Raw genomic sequence first — 20,794 nt, forward strand, 5'->3', positions numbered from 1 at the left:
CACGTATAATAATATTGTATACAAAGTTTATTTTATTTTACATAGACTAAGGTCTGTACATATATGAAAATAAAGGGAGGATTTATGATGAGTCAAAAAACTTTACCAATTGCGTTATCAAACAGACATATTCATTTAAGCCAAGGAGACATCGAAACTTTATTCGGTGAAGGATATGAATTAACAAAGTTAAAAGATTTATCACAACCAGGGCAGTATGCTTGTGAGGAAAAAGTTGATGTGGTAGGACCCAAAAACACAATCAAAGGTGTTCGTGTATTAGGTCCAGCTAGAAATAAAACGCAAATTGAAGTATCCATAGCAGATAGTTTTATATTAGGTGTACAGCCTCCTGTAAGAGATTCCGGAGACTTAGCAGGTAGTCCTGGGGTTAAGATTATAGGTCCAAAGGGTGAAGTAGAGCTTCCAGAAGGTGTTATTGTTGCTGCAAGACACATTCATATGCATACCAGCGATGCAGAAAATTTCGGTGTAGTGGACAAGCAGAGAGTCCATGTTAGAACCAAGGGAGAAAGAGCAGTTGTATTTGAAAATGTACTTGTTAGAGCCCATGAGACCTATGCTCTTGAAATGCATGTGGATGTAGATGAAGGAAATGCAGCAGGTCTTAAAAATGGAGATCTGGTAGAATTAGTTATCATTTAACTTGGAGGAATAATATGAATATAGCAAAATATATCGATCACACCTTGTTAAAAGCAGATGCAACGAAACAAGATATCAAGAAAATATGCGATGAAGCGAGAGAACAAGGTTTTTACTCTGTATGTGTGAATGGGGCCAATGTTGCATATGCCCATAGTTTATTAACAGGTACAGATGTTAAGGTAGCAGCCGTTGTTGGATTTCCTTTAGGAGCTATGACTACAGAAGCTAAGGTTTTTGAAACTTCCGATGTCATTGCAAAAGGTGCACAGGAAATTGATATGGTTATTAATATTGCTGCACTTAAAGAGGGAAATGACGCAGAGATTATAAAGGATATCAAAGCTGTAGTAGACATCGCAAATGGTAAAGCCATTGTAAAGGTAATCATTGAAGCGTGTTTACTTTCTCAGGAGGAAAAAATACGTGCCTGTCAGCTAGCCAAAGAAGCAGGCGCACATTTCGTAAAAACATCGACAGGCTTTAGTACAGGTGGCGCTACAGTGGAAGATATTAAATTAATGAGAGAAACTGTTGGCCCGGAAATAGGTGTTAAAGGCTCCGGTGGTATACGAGATTTAAAAACTGCCTTAGCGATGATTGAAGCAGGTGCCACTCGAATTGGTGCTAGTGCATCCGTAAGTATTGTAAACGATGAAAAAGATAATACGGCGGGGTATTAATTTAAGTAAAAATCCTATTGCGTAATGGCATTAGGATTTTTGTTATTATGTGATGAAATGCTATAAAGCTCATTGAAAAAAATATTGTAAGATATATATTTTAAAGTGAATAGAATGGGGGAATATAATGTAAAGGAGGGAGTAGATCCTATGAGAAAATTACTAAAAATTGTTTTCGTAGTAATGTTTATATGCATAGTAGTTTTAGAAACTTCTATCATATCCAATGCAGAAGAATCCATCCATATTACAAACTGGCTATTAGCGTCCAATATTTTAGAAAATGGAGATCTTACAGTAGTAGAAGATATTACATTCAACTTCCAGGGTCAATATAATGGGGTGTTTCGGGAAATCATTTTAGAAAACACCTCGGGAGTCGAAGGTATAAAAATAGTGGAGATTAGCGAAGGCAAAGTTTTGGAATATAAAAATGTAAAAAAAGCCAGAAAAGGAGACGGCGATGTGTTTGTGATCAAGGAGGAAAAAGACAAAATCCTATTGCAAATATTTTCTCCATCGAAAAATCAAGAAAAGACCTTTAGGCTGATCTATACCGTAAAAAATGTAGCTAAAAAATATAAGGATATTGGGGAATTTTATTACAAGTTTCTAGGTAAGGAGAATACTACGCCCATCGATTTTTTCTCTGCGAAGATCACATTGCCACAGAGAGATAGCCGCAACGAAGTAAAAATCTTTGCTCACGGTCCGCTCAATGGACAAGTACATAAAGTATCGGAGGATAGGATTCATTTAACTGTAGAAAATGTCCCTAAAACCACGTATATAGAGGGCAGAATACTTTTTCCGAAAGAGTTCATACCCTTATCGAACAATACTGTAGATCGGGATGGATATACAAGTATTATAGCGGAGGAAAGCGGACTTCAGAAAAAAATAGAAGAAAACAAAGTGAAGAGGGAAGCAAGAAGTCTCTTATTTGGCAATATTTCAGTGACAGTTGCAGTGATTGAAGTATTGATAGGAATATTCTTAATCGTTAAAACAAGAAGGGTCAGTGACCTACGAGATGAAGAAAAATATGAAGATATACCGGAAGACTGTACACCAGCTATTGCAAATTATATAACAGGTAGCGCCATTAGCAGCAATACCATCATTGCCACCATGTTGGATCTGTATAGAAAAGGATACATCAAGATAGAAAATGGGGATGAACTTACAAAGAAAAAAGAGGTATTAAGAGAGTTCACCATACTCAAGGTTAAAGAAGAAGACGGTAATCTAAAGGCTCACGAAAGATATTTTATCAAATGGCTGATTCATGAGATTGGCAATGGCAAATCTGTAACAACGAAGGAAATAGAAAACTATAGCAAGAGCAATAGTGTCACTTTTACGAAAAATTATTATGAATGGCAAAGACAAATAAAAGAAGATGCCCTAAATCAGGGATATTTTGATAAGAGCACTGCAAAATATGGTGTACCCCTTATTATACTATTTCCAATTGGTATTGTGTTGGCAATCATCGCTTTGGTATATGAAAATTTGTTGGGGCTCACGTTGATGTTGACTTCCATCTTAATGTTGCTACAAGGTATTGTACTCCTGTCAAGAAGGTCTGACTATGGATATCTACAATATCGAAGATGGGGAGCCTTTAAAAATCATATGAAAAAACTGAAGAATAATCACGATATAAAGGCGGCGGACAAATATCCAAAGGATATGTCTTTAATATATGGTTTAGCATTCGGCATCGATGGTTCTATATTAAATAAGCTGAATATTGAAACCAATGGCCCAGACCATACAGCTTTATATGGTGGATGGATTTACTGGTATTTTATTTTAAATAACAATCGAAATAATGCATTTAATCAAAGTATCAATAATTCCTTTAGTGGCGGTACCACAACTGTAGGAGGCGGTGGCAGCTTTACCGCAGGCGGTGGTGGCGGTGCCGGAGGGGGAGGCGCAGGAGGTTTTTAGATGAAAGCTTTAGTTATTTTAGGAAGCCCAAGAAAGAAGATGAATACGGACCTCTTATTGGAAGAGGTAATTAGGGGGTTAAAGTCCAAACAGGTAGAGGTGGATAAAGTAGAACTTAGCAGGCTGAAATTTGACCCGTGTATATCCTGCTATGCTTGTGGCAGGACGGGAGCTTGCTATAAAAAGGATGATATGACGGAGATTTATAGTAAGTTTGATAACTCCGACATTATTGTCATCGGTTCTCCCATTTATTTTAATTCAGTAACAGCCATAACAAAGGCGATGATCGATCGATGCCAATCTTTTTGGTCCAGTAAGTATGTACTTCATCACGCATCCATCGATAAAAGTAAAAAAAGAAAAGGATTATTTGTAGGGGTGGGAGGGGCAAAGCAGGGAAAAGAAGGCTTCATTGGCGCTACAATGGTTATGGATTTGTTTTTTAAGGCAATTAATACAGTGTATATGGACAATATGCTAATCGATAATACGGATGAAGTGTTTGTAGGAGACTCTAAGGAAATGCTAACAGCAGCATATGAAATGGGTGTCCGATTGGCAGAAGAATAGACATTCAAGTATACAATTGGTATCTGGATAAAATCTATAGAGTGGAAACATTGCATTAATCAAAGCTAAGGAATAGCGTATAAAAAAACTAGGTGGACACGCCACCTAGTTTTTTTATACGTTGAATCTAAATAGAATTACATCACCGTCTTTTACTACGTATTCTTTTCCTTCAAGTCGGACCAAGCCTTTTTCCTTAGCAGCATTGTGGCTACCATGTTCCAGTAGATCTTTAAAGGCTACGACCTCTGCACGGATAAATCCTCTTTCAAAATCTGTATGAATTTTACCCGCTGCACCAGGAGCTTTCGTTCCATTTTTAATGGTCCAAGCTCTTACTTCCTTTGGTCCAGCTGTCAAAAAACTAATGAGCCCTAAAAGAGAGTATGACGCTTGTACCAATCGATCTAAGCCAGACTGCTTTAACCCCAATTCCTCTAAGAACATTTGCTTTTCTTCATCCTCCAGTTCGGAGATCTCTTCCTCGATTTTAGCACAGATAACAACAACCTCAGCAGACTCACTTTTTGCATATTCTCTTAACTTTTGAACGTACGGATTATTTGCACCGTCTTCTGCCACTTCATCTTCGGAAACATTAGCAACATAGATGATAGGCTTTGACGAAAGCAGATTAAATGTCTTTAATAATTCATTTTCTTTTTCATCGTACTCCAGTGCTCGTGCGGAAATACCTTCCTCTAAAGCTGCTAAGATTCTTTTTGAAAGTTCCAGCTCTGCAGCCAGAGATTTATCACTTTTTAGGAGCTTTTCAGTTTTCTGAATTCTTTTTTCAACGACTTCGATGTCTGAAAAAACAAGTTCAAGGTTGATGGTTTCCACATCACGAATAGGGTCCACGCTACCATCTACATGGGTGATGTTTGAATCATCGAAGCACCGAACGACGTGGACGATGGAAGCTACTTCTCGTATATGGGATAAGAATTTGTTTCCTAACCCCTCTCCCTTACTAGCGCCTCGAACAAGACCTGCAATATCATAAAATTCAATCGCAGCGGGCAACACCTTCTCAGAGTTATGCATATCTCTAAGAACATTCAATCTGTAATCTGGAACGGAAACAACACCTACGTTGGGCTCAATTGTACAGAATGGGTAGTTTGCAGACTCTGCACCGGCCTGTGTAATCGCATTAAATAATGTGCTTTTACCCACATTCGGTAATCCAACAATACCTAGTTTCATCAAAATCTTCCTCTCTATAATTAGGCTAAAAATAAATGAGCGCTTTTTCCATGTTTAAAATTTTTACGGCAAAGCTTCAAGTGGTTCCTTTTTTATCCTATAATTTCTAAATATAAAAAAGCATACAATAAAAATTATACATGATTCTACATTTCTTAGCAATAAGTAAAGAATTTATTCCCTTTAGAATAAAAAAAATTAAAAATTTACCATAGCTATACAAAATATAAATTAAAATCCATGTAAATTAATAGTAGAACGTGAAAAAAGTAGATAAATAAAATTATATTTAAAAGCAACAATATAGTTAGGAGGTGATATTTTGAAAAATAAAAATATGCTATTAGGATTTAGTATTTTATTGGCCGTATCTATTTTTGCTATAGGTTGTACACCAGCTAAAAGACCAGTACCTCAAACAACTCCAAATCAACAAAATATGAACAATAATACACCGATCACTGAAAATACTGTACCAAGAACAAATAATACAACCATAGACAACAATAGAATGAACACAGACCTAGAAAGAAATGCAGAGCCAAATAATCTATCGAATACAAATATGACCGATAAGGCTGATAAAATTGCAGCTGAAGTAACGAAAGTAGAAGACGTTAAAAGTGCAACTGTGGTTATTACAGGAAATACCGCATTGGTTGGTATCAATATGACATCTGGTACTAAAGGAACCTTAAATGCACAAGTTAAACAAAAAGTAGAGAATGCCGTAAAAGCTGTGGATAAAAATATTACTCGAGTTTCTGTAACTGCAGATCCAGATTTATTTACTAGAATAGAGAATATTGCCAAAGATATAGGCAATGGAAAACCTTTGAGTGGTTTTGGACAAGAGATAGAAGAGATTATTCGAAGAGTAACACCTGGTGCATAAAAATTTGCTGCATATATTAAATATAGGCGAAGTCTTCTTCGTCTATATTTATATTTATTAGGAGGATTTCTATGAAACATATAATCAGTGAAGAAATAAAAAATAATATTTATTTACATACAATCAAAGAGAACAAATTTAAAACCAATGTGATTAATTTTTATTTTCAAAGACCTTTGATTAGAGAAGAGGTTACCTATAATGCAATTTTACCCATGGTCATGCAAAGAGGAACGAAAGAATATAAGACTTCGAAAGAAATCAATAAAAAGCTAGAAGCCCTCTATGGAGCTAATATATCTGGAGACGTGACCAAAAAAGGTGGCGCACAAATTATTCGATTTTCTTTAACGATAATGGATGATATTTACGCAGAGGGAGAGAATCTTTTATATGAGGGAATCAAGCTACTCAATAGCATTTTAGCGGATCCCATTTTAGAAAATGATGGATTTTTAAATACCTATGTAGCCCAAGAAAAAGAAAACCTAAGGAGTCAAATAGAAGGGCGTATGAATGATAAGATGAAGTACGCAGTAGACCGGTGTATTGAGATCATGTGTGAAAATGAGCAATATGGTATTTATGAATATGGTTATACGGAAGATCTAGACGGTATGACGCCACAAAAGCTGTATGATCATTATAAGAAAGTCATAAGTTCTGGTCCACTGGACATCATTGCAGTAGGAAATATTGATCACATTAAAATAAAAGAAAGTTTATTACGTATCCTTACTTTACAGATGGACCACCCAGTAAATATCAAGAAAGAAGCAGATGGAAAAATTCCTAAGGAAATAAAGGAAAAAGAAGAAATCATGGATATCAACCAAGGGAAATTAACATTGGGGTATCGTACAAATATATCCTTATATGACAAACGATATCCAGCTTTAATGGTATACTCTAATATTTTAGGAGGAGGTCCTCAGTCAAAACTCTTCTTAAATATGAGAGAAAAAAATAGCCTCTGTTACTATATCTTCTCTAGGGTGGAAAAATATGCAGGTTTGATGCTAATCAGCAGTGGTATTGAAGTTGAAAATTTTCATATAGCAAAGGCCGCCATAAACGATCAAATGTTGGAAATGATGCAAGGAAATATTCAAGATAGTGAAATAGAGTATGCTAAAAAATCAATAATCAATTCCATTCGGGAGTTTGGCGATCATTCAAACAGCTTGGCTGAGTATTTATTTGGTCAACTATTCGCCAATAACGTAGAATCCTTGGAAGAACTTATAAAAAAAATAGAGCGTGTTACAAAAGATGAAGTAATAACGGTAGCCCAAAAAATTAAATTGGATACGATTTATTCCCTGAGAAATTAAGTTAAAGGAGGCATAGTTGATGGAGATGATTGAATACAGAGGCAACTTTGTTCAAGAGATTGTTTATGAAAAAGTTTTGAAAAATGGGTTGAGAGTTTTTTATATGCCTAAAAAAGGCTATACCAAGCAATATGCTATTTTTGCTACCAACTTCGGGTCCAATGATGTAAGCTTTAAAAGAAATAAGGAAGGTATCATTTACAATGTAAATGAAGGGGTTGCACATTTTTTAGAGCATAAAATATTTGAGGAGAAAGAGGGCAATGTTTTTGATCAATTTGCTGCAAGGGGAGCAAACGTAAATGCATACACTAATTTTAATGTTACTGCCTATTACTTCACCTCTACAGACAATTTTTATAAAAATTTATATGATTTAGTTTCCTTTGTTCAAAATCCATATTTTACTGACGAAAACGTGGAAAAGGAAAAGGGAATTATTGCTCAAGAGATTAAGATGTACGAAGACAATCCCGACTGGAAGGTATATTTTAATGCTTTAAAATCCATGTATAGAGAGCATCCTGTAAGAAACAATATTGCGGGAACCGTAGAGAGTATTACTAGAATTACAAAGGAAGAATTATACGACTGTTACAATACATTTTATAGGCCAGAAAATATGGTGTTGTTTGTATCTGGAGATTTAGAAAAAGAGAAAATTTTTGAAACGGTTGAGCAATATTATAACCATAAGGTTTTAGAACATACAATGGAAAAGGAAACTCGAAATTATCCGGAGGAACCAGTAGAAATCAACCAATCTATTATTGTAGATTCTATGGCAGTATCCCTTCCTTTGTTTTATGTAGGATATAAAGACGTGGATTTAAATTTAAAAGGAAGACAACTCTTAGAGAAAGAAATTGAACTAAGGCTTCTGTTAGATATATTATTCGGTAAAAGTTCGGAACTATATGAGCATTTATATCAAAAAGGTCTCATTAACGAGTCCTTTGGTGGAGATTATTCTGGTCATATAAATTATGGACATATTGTAGTTGGAGGGGAATCTAAAAACCCAACAGAGGTTCTAGAAATTATGGATACCTATATGAATGAAAAAATGAATCACGGCTTAGCAGAAGAAGATTTCATAAGAATTAAGAAAAAGCAGATGGGAGAGAATATAACCTCTTTGAATTCTTTGGAGTTCGTTGGAAGCTCCTTCATATCCTATATTTTTAAAGACATTAATTTTATTGAATATATTGATGTTTTAAAAGAAACAACCTTTGAAAAAGTTGAAAAGAGATTTAAAAGTTATTTTTTAAAGGAAAGACAAATTCTATCCATCATAAAATCTTAGGAAGAGGGTTCGAAATAAAAAAAGGAATGTACTTTTAAATCATCTCTAAATGTAATATAATTTAATATGCTATTTAAAATAAAATTATATTAATCAGAAGAGAGAGGTGTTCTAATGAATCCGATTGCATTTACAATTTTTGGGATAGAGGTTGCTTGGTATGGAATACTCATATCCATGGGAATACTGTTTGGAATTGGGATTGCGACATACAGAGCGAAAAAGGAAGGCTTATATAATGATGTTATCATTGACTTGTCTCTTATAGCTGTGCCTGTAGCTATTGTTGGCGCTAGGGCATATTACGTAATCTTTAGTTGGGATTATTACGCAAAGCATCCAGAACAGATTTTAAACATAAGACAAGGTGGACTTGCGATACACGGTGCAATTATAGGTGGCGTGTTGGTGGGATATTTATTTTCTAGATATAAAAAGATTAAATTTTGGACCCTAGCTGATATTTGTGCGCCAAGCATTATACTGGGCCAGGCCATCGGTAGATGGGGGAATTATGCAAACCAAGAAGCTCATGGTGGGCCTACGAATTTACCTTGGGCTATAGAGGTCAACGGTGTTCGTGTTCATCCTACATTTTTATATGAGTCAATTTGGAATTTTATCGTATTTTGTTTTCTGTCCTACTACTCAGGAAAGAAAAAGTATAACGGTGAGATCTTTATTCTGTATATCATCCTATATTCTGTAGCAAGGTTCTTTATAGAAGGACTAAGAACCGACAGCTTAATGATAGGTCCTTTGAGAGTCGCTCAGGTCATCAGCATCATTAGTATTATAGGGGCAATGATCATCGGTTCGATTTTAAGAAGAAAAAAAAGAAAATACTAAGATATCCTATTATTCTGTAATTGTTTGTCTAATGCAAAAAGAACGATAAAAATACAAAATTATATAAAAAGTAAGATTTAAGTTATTTAAATGAGAAATTAAGAGGAAAAAATAGAATATATGTACTTTGTTGAATTAAATTGCCTTAATTTCATTTGACAAGCTCTAATTATTTAACTAATATTGAATCATGTCTGATATTATAATATCAACTTAGAAAATGACAATTGGGGTGAAGAAATGTTAACAAGAGAAATAGAGAGACTACGGGGGATGCTCAACGAAATGATTTTAAATAAAGCAGATAATAAATTAATATATGATTTAAGCATAGAATTAGATCAATTAATTGTTAATTATTATAGAGAAGCCGATAAAAATATGGTTCAAGCGATGTAGTTCATTCAATGCATCGGAATCTTTCTACAGAATTAATTATACTTAAATTTTGGATAATTAATTACTAATAAAAATAAAAAAAGATTATACTAGAAAATAAAATAGATAATCTATATAAGCTGCCTTTGAGGGCAGCTTTTCTTATGTGGAGTAATGAAGAGGGATGAAATAGTACGATCCAGGGCGATCGTACTATTTTTTATTATTTAAATTTAAAATATATAGAAGGATTTTTAGAAAAATGATAGAATAGTAATTAAAAGTGGTGAAAAGTGGTACGGAGTGGGGCAAAAGCCCATAAAGGTGGGGTGAAAATGTTCATTGGGGAATACAACCATGCAGTTGATACAAAAGGAAGAGTTAGTATACCTGCAAAATTCAGAGAAGAATTAGGTGAGCATTTTATCCTTACCAAGGGTTTGGACAACTGTCTATTTATATATTCTTCCGATGAATGGGGCATATTAGAAAACAAACTGAAGCAATTACCCATGACCAATAAAGATGCAAGGGCATTTGTTCGTTTCTTTTTTTCAGGTGCATCGGAATGTGAGCTGGACAGCCAAGGAAGGATCCGAATTCCTGCGAATTTAAGAGAACATGCTCTATTGGAAAAGGAAGCGATCATTATCGGCGTAGGCACAAGGGTGGAAATTTGGAGCAATGTAGAGTGGGAAAAATATAACAGTGATGATAATTTAAGTTACGATGAAATAGCAAATAAAATGGCTGAACTAGGCATTTAAAATATAGATGAAGGTGATGAAATGGATTTTAAACATGTGTCGGTTTTATTAGAAGAATGTATTGAAAATTTAAATATAAAAGAGAACGGTATCTATGTGGATGGAACCTTAGGAGGCGCTGGTCATTCCAGCGAAATTGCTAAACGACTGAGTGACAAAGGGCTACTGATTGGAATCGACCAGGACGAGAATGCAATTAAAGCAGCTGGAGAAAAACTAACTCCCATGAAGGAACGGATAAAACTAGTCAGAGATAACTTCAGTAATATCGACGCTATTCTACAGAATTTAGAAATAGATGGTATTGATGGTATACTACTGGATTTAGGTGTTTCATCTCATCAACTGGACGAAGCAGACAGAGGATTCTCATATATGCATGATGCACCGCTGGATATGCGAATGGACACTAGGCAAGCAGTCAGTGCCATGGAAGTCGTGAACTCATATACTGAAAAAGATTTAGAAAACATTATTAAAAACTATGGCGAAGAAAAGTGGGCAAAGCGTATTGCGAATTTTATTGTAGATTTTAGAAAAGAGGAACCAATAACGACGACGCACCAACTGGTAGATGTTATTAAAAGAGCAATACCGAAGGGAGCACGGATAGATGGTCCTCATCCGGCGAAGAGAACCTTTCAAGCCATAAGAATCGAAGTAAACGGAGAATTGGAGATTATCAACAAAACCATAGACGATGCGGTCAGAAATTTAAATCCTGGTGGCAGAATCTGTATTATAACATTCCATTCATTAGAAGATCGAATCGTTAAAAATGCTTTTAGAGATTTGAGCAATCCATGTATTTGTCCGCCAGAATTTCCAATATGTCGATGCGATCGGAAGCCTGCAGTAAAGATTATAACGCGCAAACCCATAGTGCCTACGGAAGAAGAACTGGAATTGAACCCTAGGGCAAGAAGTGCTAAATTGCGTGTTGCCGAAAAAATATAGTCCAGTTCTAATCTGAAGAAAGGGTGAATAAAATTGGTATTAGCTCGAGAAGAATCTACGTATATTCATCAGCATATGGAGGAGCAGCAAGCACCTAAAACCAATAAGAATAGAAGGCCCAATAAAACCTATAAATTAGAGAAATTAATAATTTGTGGCGTATTACTGGTTACACTTTCATGCAGTATTCTTTTATTGACGAGGTTTATGGCGATTACGGAAGCGCGACATAGAGTGAATAGCTTACAAAAACAAATAGAAAAATTAGAAGGAGAAAAAGAAAAGCTTCGAGTTTCTGTTGAAACAGTTTCTAGATCGGGGTGGATTGAGAGCGAAGCAAAGTCGAGAATTAATATGGTTTATCCAACGCAAGATCAAATTATATACATCAACGTTAATCCTTCAAAGGTTGCAATGATTGCTAAAGAATTAGAAAAGATAAACATTGAAAATGCGCATCTTAAATCTGAGAAAAACATACCAGCTTTCTTTTCTAAATTAGTTAGTGTTATCAGAATTTAAAGGGGGAGGTTCAGTGTCACAGCCTAGTATTTCTAGCAAAAGAAGACTTCTATTTATTTTTTCTGCCGTATCTTTGGTACTATTTTTACTTATTATACGACTAGGGTGGATACAGATAGTAAAAGGGGAACGATACAAAGAGCTTGCAGATAAACAACAGACGAGGGATATCCCCATACCGGCAAAACGAGGCGTTATTTATGATAGAAATGGAAAAGAGCTGGCCATTAGCGCCAGTACGAATACAGTATGGGGTCACCCAAATGAAATTGCAGAGCCTGAAAAAACAGCCAGTATTTTAGCAGGCATCTTAAATTTAGATGAAGCAGAGGTCTTAACGAAACTAACCAATCGTCAGTACATCGTAAAGATTGCTCCCTATATAGACGATGATTTAGCGAAAGCCGTTCGAGCGGAAAGATTAAAGGGGATTTCAGTGGCAGAAGATAATAAGCGATTTTATCCCTATGGTAATTTTGCAGCCTATGTATTGGGACATACGACCAACGACAATAAAGGAATGTCCGGTATTGAACTAGAGTATGAAAAATATTTGAGTGGTATTCCCGGCAGATGGATTAAAAGTACGGACGGTGCAGGTAGGCAGCTTTCCTTCAGTACAGAAAAATACCATCAAGCAGAAAATGGATTGAATGTTGTTTTAACCATAGATGAAGTAATACAGCATTTTTCCGAAAAGGCAGTGGATAACGCCTTAGCCATTAATAAAGCAAAAAGAGTATCTGTAATCGTGATGGATATAAGAACTGGAGAAATCTTATCCATGGCTGCAAAGCCAGACTATGATCCCAATGAACCGAGAACGCCTTTGAATGAAGAATTAAAGCTCCAAATCGATCAGATGGATCAAGATAAAAAGCTGGAAGCATGGTATGCCATGTGGAGGAATCCTTTAATCAATGATACCTATGAGCCGGGGTCCACATTTAAGCTATTAACGACGGCAGCAGCTTTAGAAGAAGGTGTGGCTACACCGCAAAGCACTTTTGTAGATAACGGTCATGTGATCGTTGCTGGAACAAGAATCAGATGTTGGAGATGGTATAACCCTCATGGTCATCAAACCCTAGTGGAAGCAGTACAGAACTCATGTAACCCAGTTTTTGTAGAATTGGGGCAAAGAATGGGCGTTCAAACCTTCTATAATTATATCGACGGATTTGGTATATCCGATACCACTGGAATTGATTTACCGGGCGAGAGAAAATCTCTGATGTATAATATAAAAAATGTAGGACCTGTTGAACTTGCAACAATATCCTTTGGGCAAAGTATTTCGGTAACACCGATCCAGTTAATCACTGCAGTTTCTGCAATTGCAAATGATGGAAAGTTAATGCAACCTAGAATCGTAAAAGAACTGACAGATCAAGATGGTAATGTGGTTCATCGTTTTGAAGAGACTATGGTTCGCCAAGTAATCTCTGAAAAAACTTCTAAAGTTATGAGAGAAATCATGGAATCTGTTGTTTCAGACGGTGGCGGAAGTCATGCCTATATTCCAGGCTACAGAGTGGGTGGAAAAACAGGTACGGCCCAAAAGGTTGTGGGCGGTAAGTACGCACAGGGCTTGTATGTATCTTCGTTTATCGGTATAGCGCCAGCTGACGATCCTAAACTAGCAATACTAGCCATTGTTGATGAACCTGGTGGATTCAGTACTTATGGAAGTACAACTGCAGCACCAATAGCGAAAGAGGTATTAGAAGAAACCTTGAGATATTTAGATGTTAAACCCAAATATACGGATAAAGAAGAAGAAGAGTTTGGTAGAGCGAAAATCACCGTACCAGAGGTTCGAAATATGACTGTAAAAGAAGCGGGTCAGATCTTACTAGACCAGAAGCTTCAATTTAACATAGAGCCAGAGTATTATGCAGATCAAAATGATATGGTCGTTGATATGTTTCCGAAACCAGGTGCAAGTGTACCAGAAAAATCAATTATTTTACTCTATACAAAACCCAATGCAGATATTCCTTCTACGGTAGAGGTTCCAGATTTAACAGGTAAAACTATCAAAGAGGCGAACTATATCCTGAGTAATCTAGGACTAAAGCTAAAGGTAAGTGGTAGCGGTATGGCCATTACTCAATATCCAGAAGCAGGAACAATTGTAGAATCGGAAACGATCATTAGTGTAGAATTTAAGCCGGAATAAAATCTAATTCTTATCCGACATTAACATATTTAAAGAATAGGCAGCTAAAGATTAAAGAAAACCACTTTAATTGATAGTTGCCTTTTAAAAATTAGGATAACAGTTAATAATATCTAAGGGAGCCTATTGGAGGTGTAAGAATGTACTTACAAGAATTGTTAAAAGGGATTCAAGTAGAGAAAATTATTGGTAATATGGATATTGATATAGAAGATATTTATTTTGACTCCAGATTCGTAACGCAGAAAAGCTTATTTATATGCATTGAAGGCTTTAAAACTACAGGTTCTTTATACATCAACGAAGCGATTCAAAGGGGTGCTGTAGCAATTCTTTCGGAAAAAGAAATCGCAATAGAGGGAACAACAACGATCAAGGTAGAAAATTCAAGAAAGGCTTTGGCTGCCGTTGCCAGCCGTTTTTACAAATTTCCTACCAACACACTAAAGCTTGTGGGCGTAACGGGAACTAATGGAAAAACATCAATTACCTATATGGTTAAATCCATTCTAGGGTATTATAATATAAATGTTGGTTTAATCGGTACTATTTCTAACTGGATCGGGAATAAAGAAATTGAAGCCGTAAGAACCACACCGGAATCTTTGGAATTGCAAAAAATATTGAATGAAATGGTTGAGCAAAAAGTAGATACCTGTGTTATGGAGGTATCTTCCCACGCATTAGAATTAGGGCGAGTCGACCATACAAAGTTTACTATGGGCATATTTACGAATTTAACACCGGAGCATTTAGATTTTCATGAAGATATGGATCATTATCGAAATGCAAAGAAAAAGTTGTTTTATAAAACAACTTTATGTAATATTATTAATGTTGATGATATTCATGGAAAAATGATTGCAGAAGAATTGAAAGAGGAGCAAATACCCTTAATTACATTTGGAATGAATCAGCAGGCGGATGTCTATGCCACAGACCTGAAGATAAATCTGAAGGGTGTAAGTTTTCAACTGCATATGGGGCAGGATAGCAAGGAATTTCATGTTAAAATACCGGGTTTGTTCACGGTATACAATGCAATGCCGTCCATATTGATATGCTATATATTGGGATTGAGCCTAGAGGAAATATCCATAGCATTAGAGGCCATGAAAGGTGTACCAGGACGGTTTGAAGTAGTTGAGGAAATACAAAGAAACTCTGTAATTATAGACTATGCCCATACACCGGATGCTTTAGAGAATATATTGATTTCTACAAGAAAGTTTGCACCCAAGCGTATCATTACTGTATTTGGTTGTGGTGGAGACCGTGATAAAACAAAAAGAAGGATCATGGGAGAGATTTCTGGGAAGTATAGTGATTATTCCATCATAACGTCGGATAATCCAAGAACAGAAGAGCCACTAAAAATAATAGAAATGATTGAAGATGGCATAAAGCAGGTAACAGATCAATATAAAATAATGATAGACAGAAGATGTGCCATTGAATATGCTATGAAGATTGCAGAAGAAAAGGATATCATTATCCTGGCAGGCAAGGGTCATGAAAAGACCCAAGTCATTGGGAATGAAGTCTTTTATTTTGATGACAGAGAAGTAGCATTGGAAATAGCCAGGAAGGAAGGACTCATATGATGAAGCAAAATATTCAGGCCATTGCAAGGGCGTGTAATGGTACCATAATAAAAAAAGGTTCTGTTGACACCATTGGAAGTGTATCAACAGACACTCGCACCATCCAAAAAGGTAGTTTATTCGTCCCTTTAATTGGTGAGAAATTTGATGGTCACACCTTCATAGAGGAGGCCATAAAAAACGGAGCCCAAGCAGTCTTTGTTCAGGAAGGACACAATACAAAGACCATCCAGGCATTCAATGATGTTTGGCTGATTGAGGTGAAGGATACCTTAAAGGCATTACAAGCGATTAGCGTTTATTATCGGAAACTGTTTCCGATTCCATTTATCGGTGTTACAGGCAGTGTGGGCAAAACCAGCACGAAGGATCTCATCAGTGGTGTTTTATCTGGTAAGTTTAATGTACATAAAAATCTTGGAAATTTTAATAATGAAATTGGGCTACCCCTAACTTTATTTAATTTAGAAGAAAATCATCAAATTTCTGTATTAGAGATGGGGATGTCCTCCTTTGGTGAAATACGAGATTTAGTTGATATGGTTCATCCTGAAATTGGCGTTATTACTAATATCGGTGTTTCTCATATAGAACATCTTGGGAGCAAGGAAGGAATTTTGAAAGCAAAAATGGAGATTGCTTCTAATTTTAAAGAAGGAAATTACCTATTGGTCAATGGCGATGACGAATATTTAAGATGCATCCACAAAGACGATAAGGATTACACCGTTATTTTTTATGGTTTATCTTCAACGAATGACTTTTATCCGATGAGTGTTGAAGATTTAGGAGAAGAGGGCAGTGCTTTTACTGTAGAAATCAATGGAGAAGCGGTACCATTTAAAATAAGACAATTGGGCATACATAATGTATACAATGCATTAGCAGCTGTGTGGATCGGCCTGAAATATCATATGACCTTCGAAGAAATACAGAGAGGACTGGATGGCTTTCAGCCGTCTAAAATGAGGCTGGAAGTCATCACAAAAGGTAGGATGAAAATAATTAATGATGCTTATAATGCGAGCCCTGATTCTATGAAAGCGGCATTGGATGTTCTAGATCATATGAAATCCAATAGAAAAATTGCAGTGCTAGGGAATATGTTTGAAATGGGAAGCTTCTCAGAAGAGGGACATCGCAGTGTGGGTGCATACTTTGCTAAGAAGAACATCGATATCTTAGTTACTGTAGGAGAAATGGCCAATTGGATCGGCTTGGAAGCTAAAAAATATGGGATTGAAGAAAACAGTATCCGGCATGTATTCAATAATAAAGAGGCGATTGAAATGCTTGGGCAGTTTGTTCAGGAAGAGGATGCTATTTTAGTCAAAGGCTCCAGAGGCATGGCTATGGAGGAAATCGTCAACTTTTTACAAGAGAGGAGCTAATACAAAATGATATTAGAACATAAGCAGATGATATATACGATTATTATTGGATTTTTTATAACACTGATATTGGGGCCTTTAATCATACCGTTTTTAAAGAAGCTTAAAGTAGGTCAAACCGTTCGGGAGGAAGGGCCAAGAAGTCATCTACAAAAAACGGGTACACCTACCATTGGTGGCCTCATCATCATTGCATCTGTATTGGTGACTTCTTTTACAGCGGGGCTCATCAATCAAGATTTATGGGTTGCTATAGGGGCGATGGTTGCCTTTGGACTTATTGGCTTTATTGATGATTTTATTAAGGTGGTTTTAAAAAGATCTTTAGGGTTAAGAGCCTATCAAAAGATGAGTTTACAAATTATTGTCGCTGTTTTTCTAGCCATCTACCAGTCTAATATTTCTGTTATGGGCACAAAAATAATTGTTCCGTTTGTCAAAGGTAGTTTGACTCTAGGCAGTTTTACTATACCGCAGTATTTAGATTTAGGAATCCTATACATACCTTTTATCGTATTCGTCGTTGTAGCCACTGTTAATAGCGTAAATCTAACGGATGGCCTAGATGGTTTAGCTTCAGGGGTGACGTTGATTGTTGCAGCATTCTTTTCGATTTTAGCCATGGAGTGGGGATATCCTTCTTTAGCTATTTTTGCTGCTGCAGTGACAGGATCCTGTTTAGGATTTTTAAGATTTAACTCCCATCCTGCTCAGGTTTTTATGGGAGATACGGGCTCCTTGGCACTAGGAGGTGCAATTTCAGCAGTGGCTATATTGATGAATGTAGCGCTGATTGTACCCATCGTAGGGGGCATATATTTTGCAGAAGCACTGTCCGTTATTTTACAGGTAATTTCTTTTAAACTTACTGGAAAGCGTATATTTAAGATGAGTCCACTTCACCATCATTATGAATTGAGCGGTTGGGCTGAAACTAAAGTTGTGATCGTGTTTTGGATCGTTACGGTCATCCTATGCTTGATCGGTATGCTAGGGCTAAATTAGGAAAGTAGGTGCACATATGAATCTAAAAGAGAAAAATGTATTGGTCATCGGTTTTGCCGTTACGGGCATACCTTTAGTAAAAGTACTGTGTCAGTTGGGAGCCAATGTTATCGTAAATGATTCTAAAAAAGAGGAAGCGTTAAAGGAAAGCATGAAGCTACTTTCGGATCATCCGATTCAATATATTCTTGGCAAGCATCCAGAGATTGAGGAACTTTCAGCGCCTTTAGATTTAGTGGTTGTTTCCCCTGGAGTACCACTGGATATCCCTTTTATAGAAAATTTGAGGGCGAGAGGGATCGAGATTATTGGAGAGATCGAGCTGGCGTATAGATTAGCACAAGGACACATTGTAGCCATTACTGGAACCAATGGAAAGACGACGACAACATCTTTAGTTGGGGAAATTTTTAAAAATGCTGGTAGAAGAACTCATGTAGTGGGTAATATTGGCGTAGCCTTTATATCGAAGGCATTGGAAACAACGGCAGACGATGTCATTGTAATTGAAGCGAGCAGCTTTCAATTGGAAAGCATCGTAGATTTTCGACCTCAAGTCGGTGCCATATTAAATTTAACGCCGGACCATTTGAATCGACATAAAACTATGGAGAACTATCAAAAGGCGAAATTTAATATATTCAAGAATCAAGGTGCAGAAGATATCGCTGTCATAAACTACGATGATGTAAAATTGCGAGAAGAAAGTAAGCAGATCTACGCTAAGAAAGTTTATTTTAGCAGGAGGACACTTTTGGAGGAAGGTGTTTTTGTTGAGGATGGAAAAATCGTAGCACTAAAAGATGGCCATAAAAAAGAAATTATTTCTAAAGATGATATCTTTATTCCTGGCAATCACAATCTGGAAAATGCTTTAGCAGCTACGGCCATGACCCTATCTTTAGGTGTTGATATCGATGTGATTCAACATACGCTAAAAACCTTTAAAGGTGTAGAACACCGAACTGAAATTGTAGATGTGATCCATGGTGTAAGATTCATCAATGACTCTAAAGGAACAAATCCAGACGCCTCAATTAAGGGGATCGAAGGAATTAATACGCCGATTTTATTAATCGCGGGGGGGTACGACAAAGGTAGTGATTTTGATGAGTTTATCAATGCATTTGATGGAAAGGTAAAGCATATGTTTGTATATGGAGAAACAGCAAATACATTGATGGAAACAGCAAAAAAGCTGAACTTTATAGATGTAACGAAAGTTCAGAATTTAGATGAAGCGGTGAAAAAGGCTTATGATATTGCAATCCAAGGGGATACTGTACTGCTTTCACCTGCATGTGCCAGCTGGGACATGTATGAGAATTTTGAAATGAGAGGGAAACATTTTAAAGAAATTGTTGCAAATTTGAGGAGGTAGAAGAATGGCAAAGAAGCAGCCCCTAGATTTTATTCTACTTATTTCCGTATGTATGTTAGTTGCCATAGGGATTATCATGGTATTCAGCTCCAGCTATTCATACACCTTAGTCAACTTAGGTGATGGGTATCATTATCTGAAAAGGGTTTCGATATGGGCAGTGGTGGGAACCCTTGCGATGATTTTCTTCTCTAAGGTGAATTATTGGCATTGGTCGAAATATGCCAATCTCGCTTTTATCGTGAGTATCATCCTGCTTATTTTGGTACTCACCCCATTAGGAATTGAAAGAAACTATGCAAGGAGATGGCTCGGTGTTGGGGAGTCCTTAACGTTTATGCCTTCCGAAGTAGCTAAATTTGCTGCCATCATATTTATACCGACCAGCATTAGCCGTAAGAAAGAAAAGATGCAGACATTTTCCCAAGGGATACTTCCTTATCTAATGATTATCGGATTATATTTTGGTTTAATTTTCAAGCAACCAGATTTTAGTACGGCCTTTGTAGTGGTGGTCATGATTTTTGCTATGGTTTTTGTTGGTGGCATCAAGTTCTCTCATTTTTTAAGCATTGCAGGAACCGGTGTAGGAGCCATTACTTTATTATTGGCATATATTTTATTCAGCGGGAAGGGTGGATATAAAGCAGAAAGAATCACCACCTTCCTAGATCCCTGGAAGGATCCAACGGATAAAGGATATCAGGTTATACAATCTCTGCTCGCCATAGGTACAGGTGGCATATTTGGCAGAGGTCTGGGCAGAAGTGTACAGAAGCACTTCTATCTACCGGAGCCACAAAATGATTTTATATTTTCAATCATTGCAGAAGAGCTGGGATTCATCGGTGGTATAACCGTAATACTTTTATTTATGATATTGATATGGAGAGGAATAAAAATTGCCATGAGTGCGCCAGATATGCTAGGATGCCTTATGTCCACAGGAGTGATCACAATGATCGCTGTACAGGTTATGATCAATATTGCTGTTGCAACATCTTCCATGCCTGCTACAGGGATACCACTTCCGTTTATAAGCTATGGCGGCAGCTCCTTGGTTATTTTTATGTCGGCCATAGGGATTGTATTGAATATATCGAAACACACTAATTTAGACAGGAGCTGAG

At 36.5% G+C, this 20,794-nt stretch carries 19 protein-coding genes; 18 read left to right on the forward strand and 1 reads right to left on the reverse strand.

The genetic code is table 11. The features are described from left to right. Positions 1–84 precede the first annotated feature (84 nt). The 4 genes from pduL to CLOS_RS07040 all read left to right on the forward strand — a co-directional run bounded on the left by pduL (position 85) and on the right by CLOS_RS07040 (position 3,881). Positions 85–666: a phosphate propanoyltransferase gene (gene pduL, locus CLOS_RS07025; RefSeq protein WP_012159216.1), complete on the forward strand. Its 582-nt coding sequence runs from the start codon at positions 85–87 to the stop codon at positions 664–666. A 14-nt stretch (positions 667–680) separates the two neighbouring features. After that, entirely contained in the window at positions 681–1,349 is a 669-nt protein-coding gene (deoC, locus tag CLOS_RS07030) for a deoxyribose-phosphate aldolase (RefSeq protein WP_012159217.1), read from the forward strand. Positions 1,350–1,499: 150 nt separating this feature from the next. Beyond that, positions 1,500–3,308 (forward strand): DUF2207 domain-containing protein, encoded by a 1,809-nt coding sequence (locus tag CLOS_RS07035; protein WP_242649609.1) that lies wholly within the window; start codon positions 1,500–1,502, stop codon positions 3,306–3,308. Beyond that, positions 3,309–3,881 (forward strand): flavodoxin family protein, encoded by a 573-nt coding sequence (locus CLOS_RS07040; RefSeq protein ID WP_012159219.1) that lies wholly within the window; start codon positions 3,309–3,311, stop codon positions 3,879–3,881. A 114-nt stretch (positions 3,882–3,995) separates the two neighbouring features. Here CLOS_RS07040 and ychF read toward each other — a convergent pair whose 3' ends face one another. Beyond that, positions 3,996–5,090: a redox-regulated ATPase YchF gene (gene ychF, locus CLOS_RS07045; protein ID WP_012159220.1), complete on the reverse strand. Its 1,095-nt coding sequence runs from the start codon at positions 5,088–5,090 to the stop codon at positions 3,996–3,998. Between the two features lie 322 nt (positions 5,091–5,412). On the opposite strand from ychF, the gene CLOS_RS07050 reads away from it, so the two are divergent. From CLOS_RS07050 to ftsW, 14 genes are all read left to right on the forward strand, one after another. After that, the gene (locus CLOS_RS07050; RefSeq protein ID WP_012159221.1) at positions 5,413–5,985 is read left to right on the forward strand and encodes a YhcN/YlaJ family sporulation lipoprotein; all 573 of its coding nucleotides are present in this window, start codon (positions 5,413–5,415) and stop codon (positions 5,983–5,985) included. 71 nt (positions 5,986–6,056) lie between these two features. Continuing rightward, positions 6,057–7,319: an EF-P 5-aminopentanol modification-associated protein YfmF gene (gene yfmF / locus CLOS_RS07055; protein WP_012159222.1), complete on the forward strand. Its 1,263-nt coding sequence runs from the start codon at positions 6,057–6,059 to the stop codon at positions 7,317–7,319. Between the two features lie 19 nt (positions 7,320–7,338). After that, positions 7,339–8,628 (forward strand): EF-P 5-aminopentanol modification-associated protein YfmH, encoded by a 1,290-nt coding sequence (gene yfmH, locus CLOS_RS07060; protein ID WP_012159223.1) that lies wholly within the window; start codon positions 7,339–7,341, stop codon positions 8,626–8,628. A 114-nt stretch (positions 8,629–8,742) separates the two neighbouring features. Further along, entirely contained in the window at positions 8,743–9,477 is a 735-nt protein-coding gene (gene lgt / locus CLOS_RS07065) for a prolipoprotein diacylglyceryl transferase (protein ID WP_012159224.1), read from the forward strand. A gap of 240 nt (positions 9,478–9,717) precedes the next feature. Continuing rightward, positions 9,718–9,876 (forward strand): aspartyl-phosphate phosphatase Spo0E family protein, encoded by a 159-nt coding sequence (locus CLOS_RS15580; protein WP_012159225.1) that lies wholly within the window; start codon positions 9,718–9,720, stop codon positions 9,874–9,876. A gap of 314 nt (positions 9,877–10,190) precedes the next feature. Then, positions 10,191–10,622, forward strand: coding sequence for a division/cell wall cluster transcriptional repressor MraZ (mraZ, locus tag CLOS_RS07070; RefSeq protein ID WP_012159226.1), 432 nt, complete (start codon positions 10,191–10,193; stop codon positions 10,620–10,622). Positions 10,623–10,643: 21 nt separating this feature from the next. Then, the gene (gene rsmH / locus CLOS_RS07075; protein WP_012159227.1) at positions 10,644–11,579 is read left to right on the forward strand and encodes a 16S rRNA (cytosine(1402)-N(4))-methyltransferase RsmH; all 936 of its coding nucleotides are present in this window, start codon (positions 10,644–10,646) and stop codon (positions 11,577–11,579) included. 33 nt (positions 11,580–11,612) lie between these two features. Continuing rightward, complete coding sequence (locus CLOS_RS07080; RefSeq protein WP_012159228.1) at positions 11,613–12,101, forward strand: FtsB/FtsL family cell division protein; 489 nt, start codon at positions 11,613–11,615, stop codon at positions 12,099–12,101. Positions 12,102–12,114: 13 nt separating this feature from the next. Beyond that, positions 12,115–14,283: a penicillin-binding protein gene (locus tag CLOS_RS07085; protein ID WP_012159229.1), complete on the forward strand. Its 2,169-nt coding sequence runs from the start codon at positions 12,115–12,117 to the stop codon at positions 14,281–14,283. Between the two features lie 140 nt (positions 14,284–14,423). Further along, positions 14,424–15,887: a UDP-N-acetylmuramoyl-L-alanyl-D-glutamate--2,6-diaminopimelate ligase gene (locus CLOS_RS07090; RefSeq protein ID WP_012159230.1), complete on the forward strand. Its 1,464-nt coding sequence runs from the start codon at positions 14,424–14,426 to the stop codon at positions 15,885–15,887. Further along, positions 15,884–17,278 (forward strand): UDP-N-acetylmuramoyl-tripeptide--D-alanyl-D-alanine ligase, encoded by a 1,395-nt coding sequence (locus CLOS_RS07095; protein WP_012159231.1) that lies wholly within the window; start codon positions 15,884–15,886, stop codon positions 17,276–17,278. The genes CLOS_RS07090 and CLOS_RS07095 overlap by 4 nt, the downstream gene beginning before the upstream one ends. Before the next feature lie 6 nt (positions 17,279–17,284). Beyond that, positions 17,285–18,283 (forward strand): phospho-N-acetylmuramoyl-pentapeptide-transferase, encoded by a 999-nt coding sequence (gene mraY, locus CLOS_RS07100; RefSeq protein ID WP_012159232.1) that lies wholly within the window; start codon positions 17,285–17,287, stop codon positions 18,281–18,283. A gap of 16 nt (positions 18,284–18,299) precedes the next feature. Then, positions 18,300–19,664: a UDP-N-acetylmuramoyl-L-alanine--D-glutamate ligase gene (gene murD, locus CLOS_RS07105; protein WP_012159233.1), complete on the forward strand. Its 1,365-nt coding sequence runs from the start codon at positions 18,300–18,302 to the stop codon at positions 19,662–19,664. Positions 19,665–19,668: 4 nt separating this feature from the next. Beyond that, positions 19,669–20,793, forward strand: coding sequence for a putative lipid II flippase FtsW (gene ftsW, locus CLOS_RS07110; RefSeq protein ID WP_041719101.1), 1,125 nt, complete (start codon positions 19,669–19,671; stop codon positions 20,791–20,793). The last annotated feature ends 1 nt before the right edge of the window (position 20,794 follow it).

The organism is Alkaliphilus oremlandii OhILAs (genome assembly GCF_000018325.1).
Taxonomy (GTDB): Bacteria; Bacillota; Clostridia; order Peptostreptococcales; family Natronincolaceae; genus Alkaliphilus_B; species Alkaliphilus_B oremlandii.

Bases quoted from the DNA above. Each gene is read 5' to 3' on its own strand.
- CLOS_RS15580 (WP_012159225.1), top strand. From the start codon at position 9,718: ATGTTAACAAGAGAAATAGAGAGACTACGGGGGATGCTCAACGAAATG.
- CLOS_RS07095 (WP_012159231.1), top strand. From the start codon at position 15,884: ATGATGAAGCAAAATATTCAGGCCATTGCAAGGGCGTGTAATGGTACC.
- yfmH (WP_012159223.1), top strand. From the start codon at position 7,339: ATGGAGATGATTGAATACAGAGGCAACTTTGTTCAAGAGATTGTTTAT.
- lgt (WP_012159224.1), top strand. From the start codon at position 8,743: ATGAATCCGATTGCATTTACAATTTTTGGGATAGAGGTTGCTTGGTAT.
- murD (WP_012159233.1), top strand. From the start codon at position 18,300: ATGAATCTAAAAGAGAAAAATGTATTGGTCATCGGTTTTGCCGTTACG.
- rsmH (WP_012159227.1), top strand. From the start codon at position 10,644: ATGGATTTTAAACATGTGTCGGTTTTATTAGAAGAATGTATTGAAAAT.
- CLOS_RS07035 (WP_242649609.1), top strand. From the start codon at position 1,500: ATGAGAAAATTACTAAAAATTGTTTTCGTAGTAATGTTTATATGCATA.
- CLOS_RS07040 (WP_012159219.1), top strand. From the start codon at position 3,309: ATGAAAGCTTTAGTTATTTTAGGAAGCCCAAGAAAGAAGATGAATACG.
- deoC (WP_012159217.1), top strand. From the start codon at position 681: ATGAATATAGCAAAATATATCGATCACACCTTGTTAAAAGCAGATGCA.
- yfmF (WP_012159222.1), top strand. From the start codon at position 6,057: ATGAAACATATAATCAGTGAAGAAATAAAAAATAATATTTATTTACAT.
- ychF (WP_012159220.1), bottom strand. From the start codon at position 5,090: ATGAAACTAGGTATTGTTGGATTACCGAATGTGGGTAAAAGCACATTA.
- mraZ (WP_012159226.1), top strand. From the start codon at position 10,191: ATGTTCATTGGGGAATACAACCATGCAGTTGATACAAAAGGAAGAGTT.
- mraY (WP_012159232.1), top strand. From the start codon at position 17,285: ATGATATTAGAACATAAGCAGATGATATATACGATTATTATTGGATTT.
- CLOS_RS07090 (WP_012159230.1), top strand. From the start codon at position 14,424: ATGTACTTACAAGAATTGTTAAAAGGGATTCAAGTAGAGAAAATTATT.
- pduL (WP_012159216.1), top strand. From the start codon at position 85: ATGATGAGTCAAAAAACTTTACCAATTGCGTTATCAAACAGACATATT.
- ftsW (WP_041719101.1), top strand. From the start codon at position 19,669: ATGGCAAAGAAGCAGCCCCTAGATTTTATTCTACTTATTTCCGTATGT.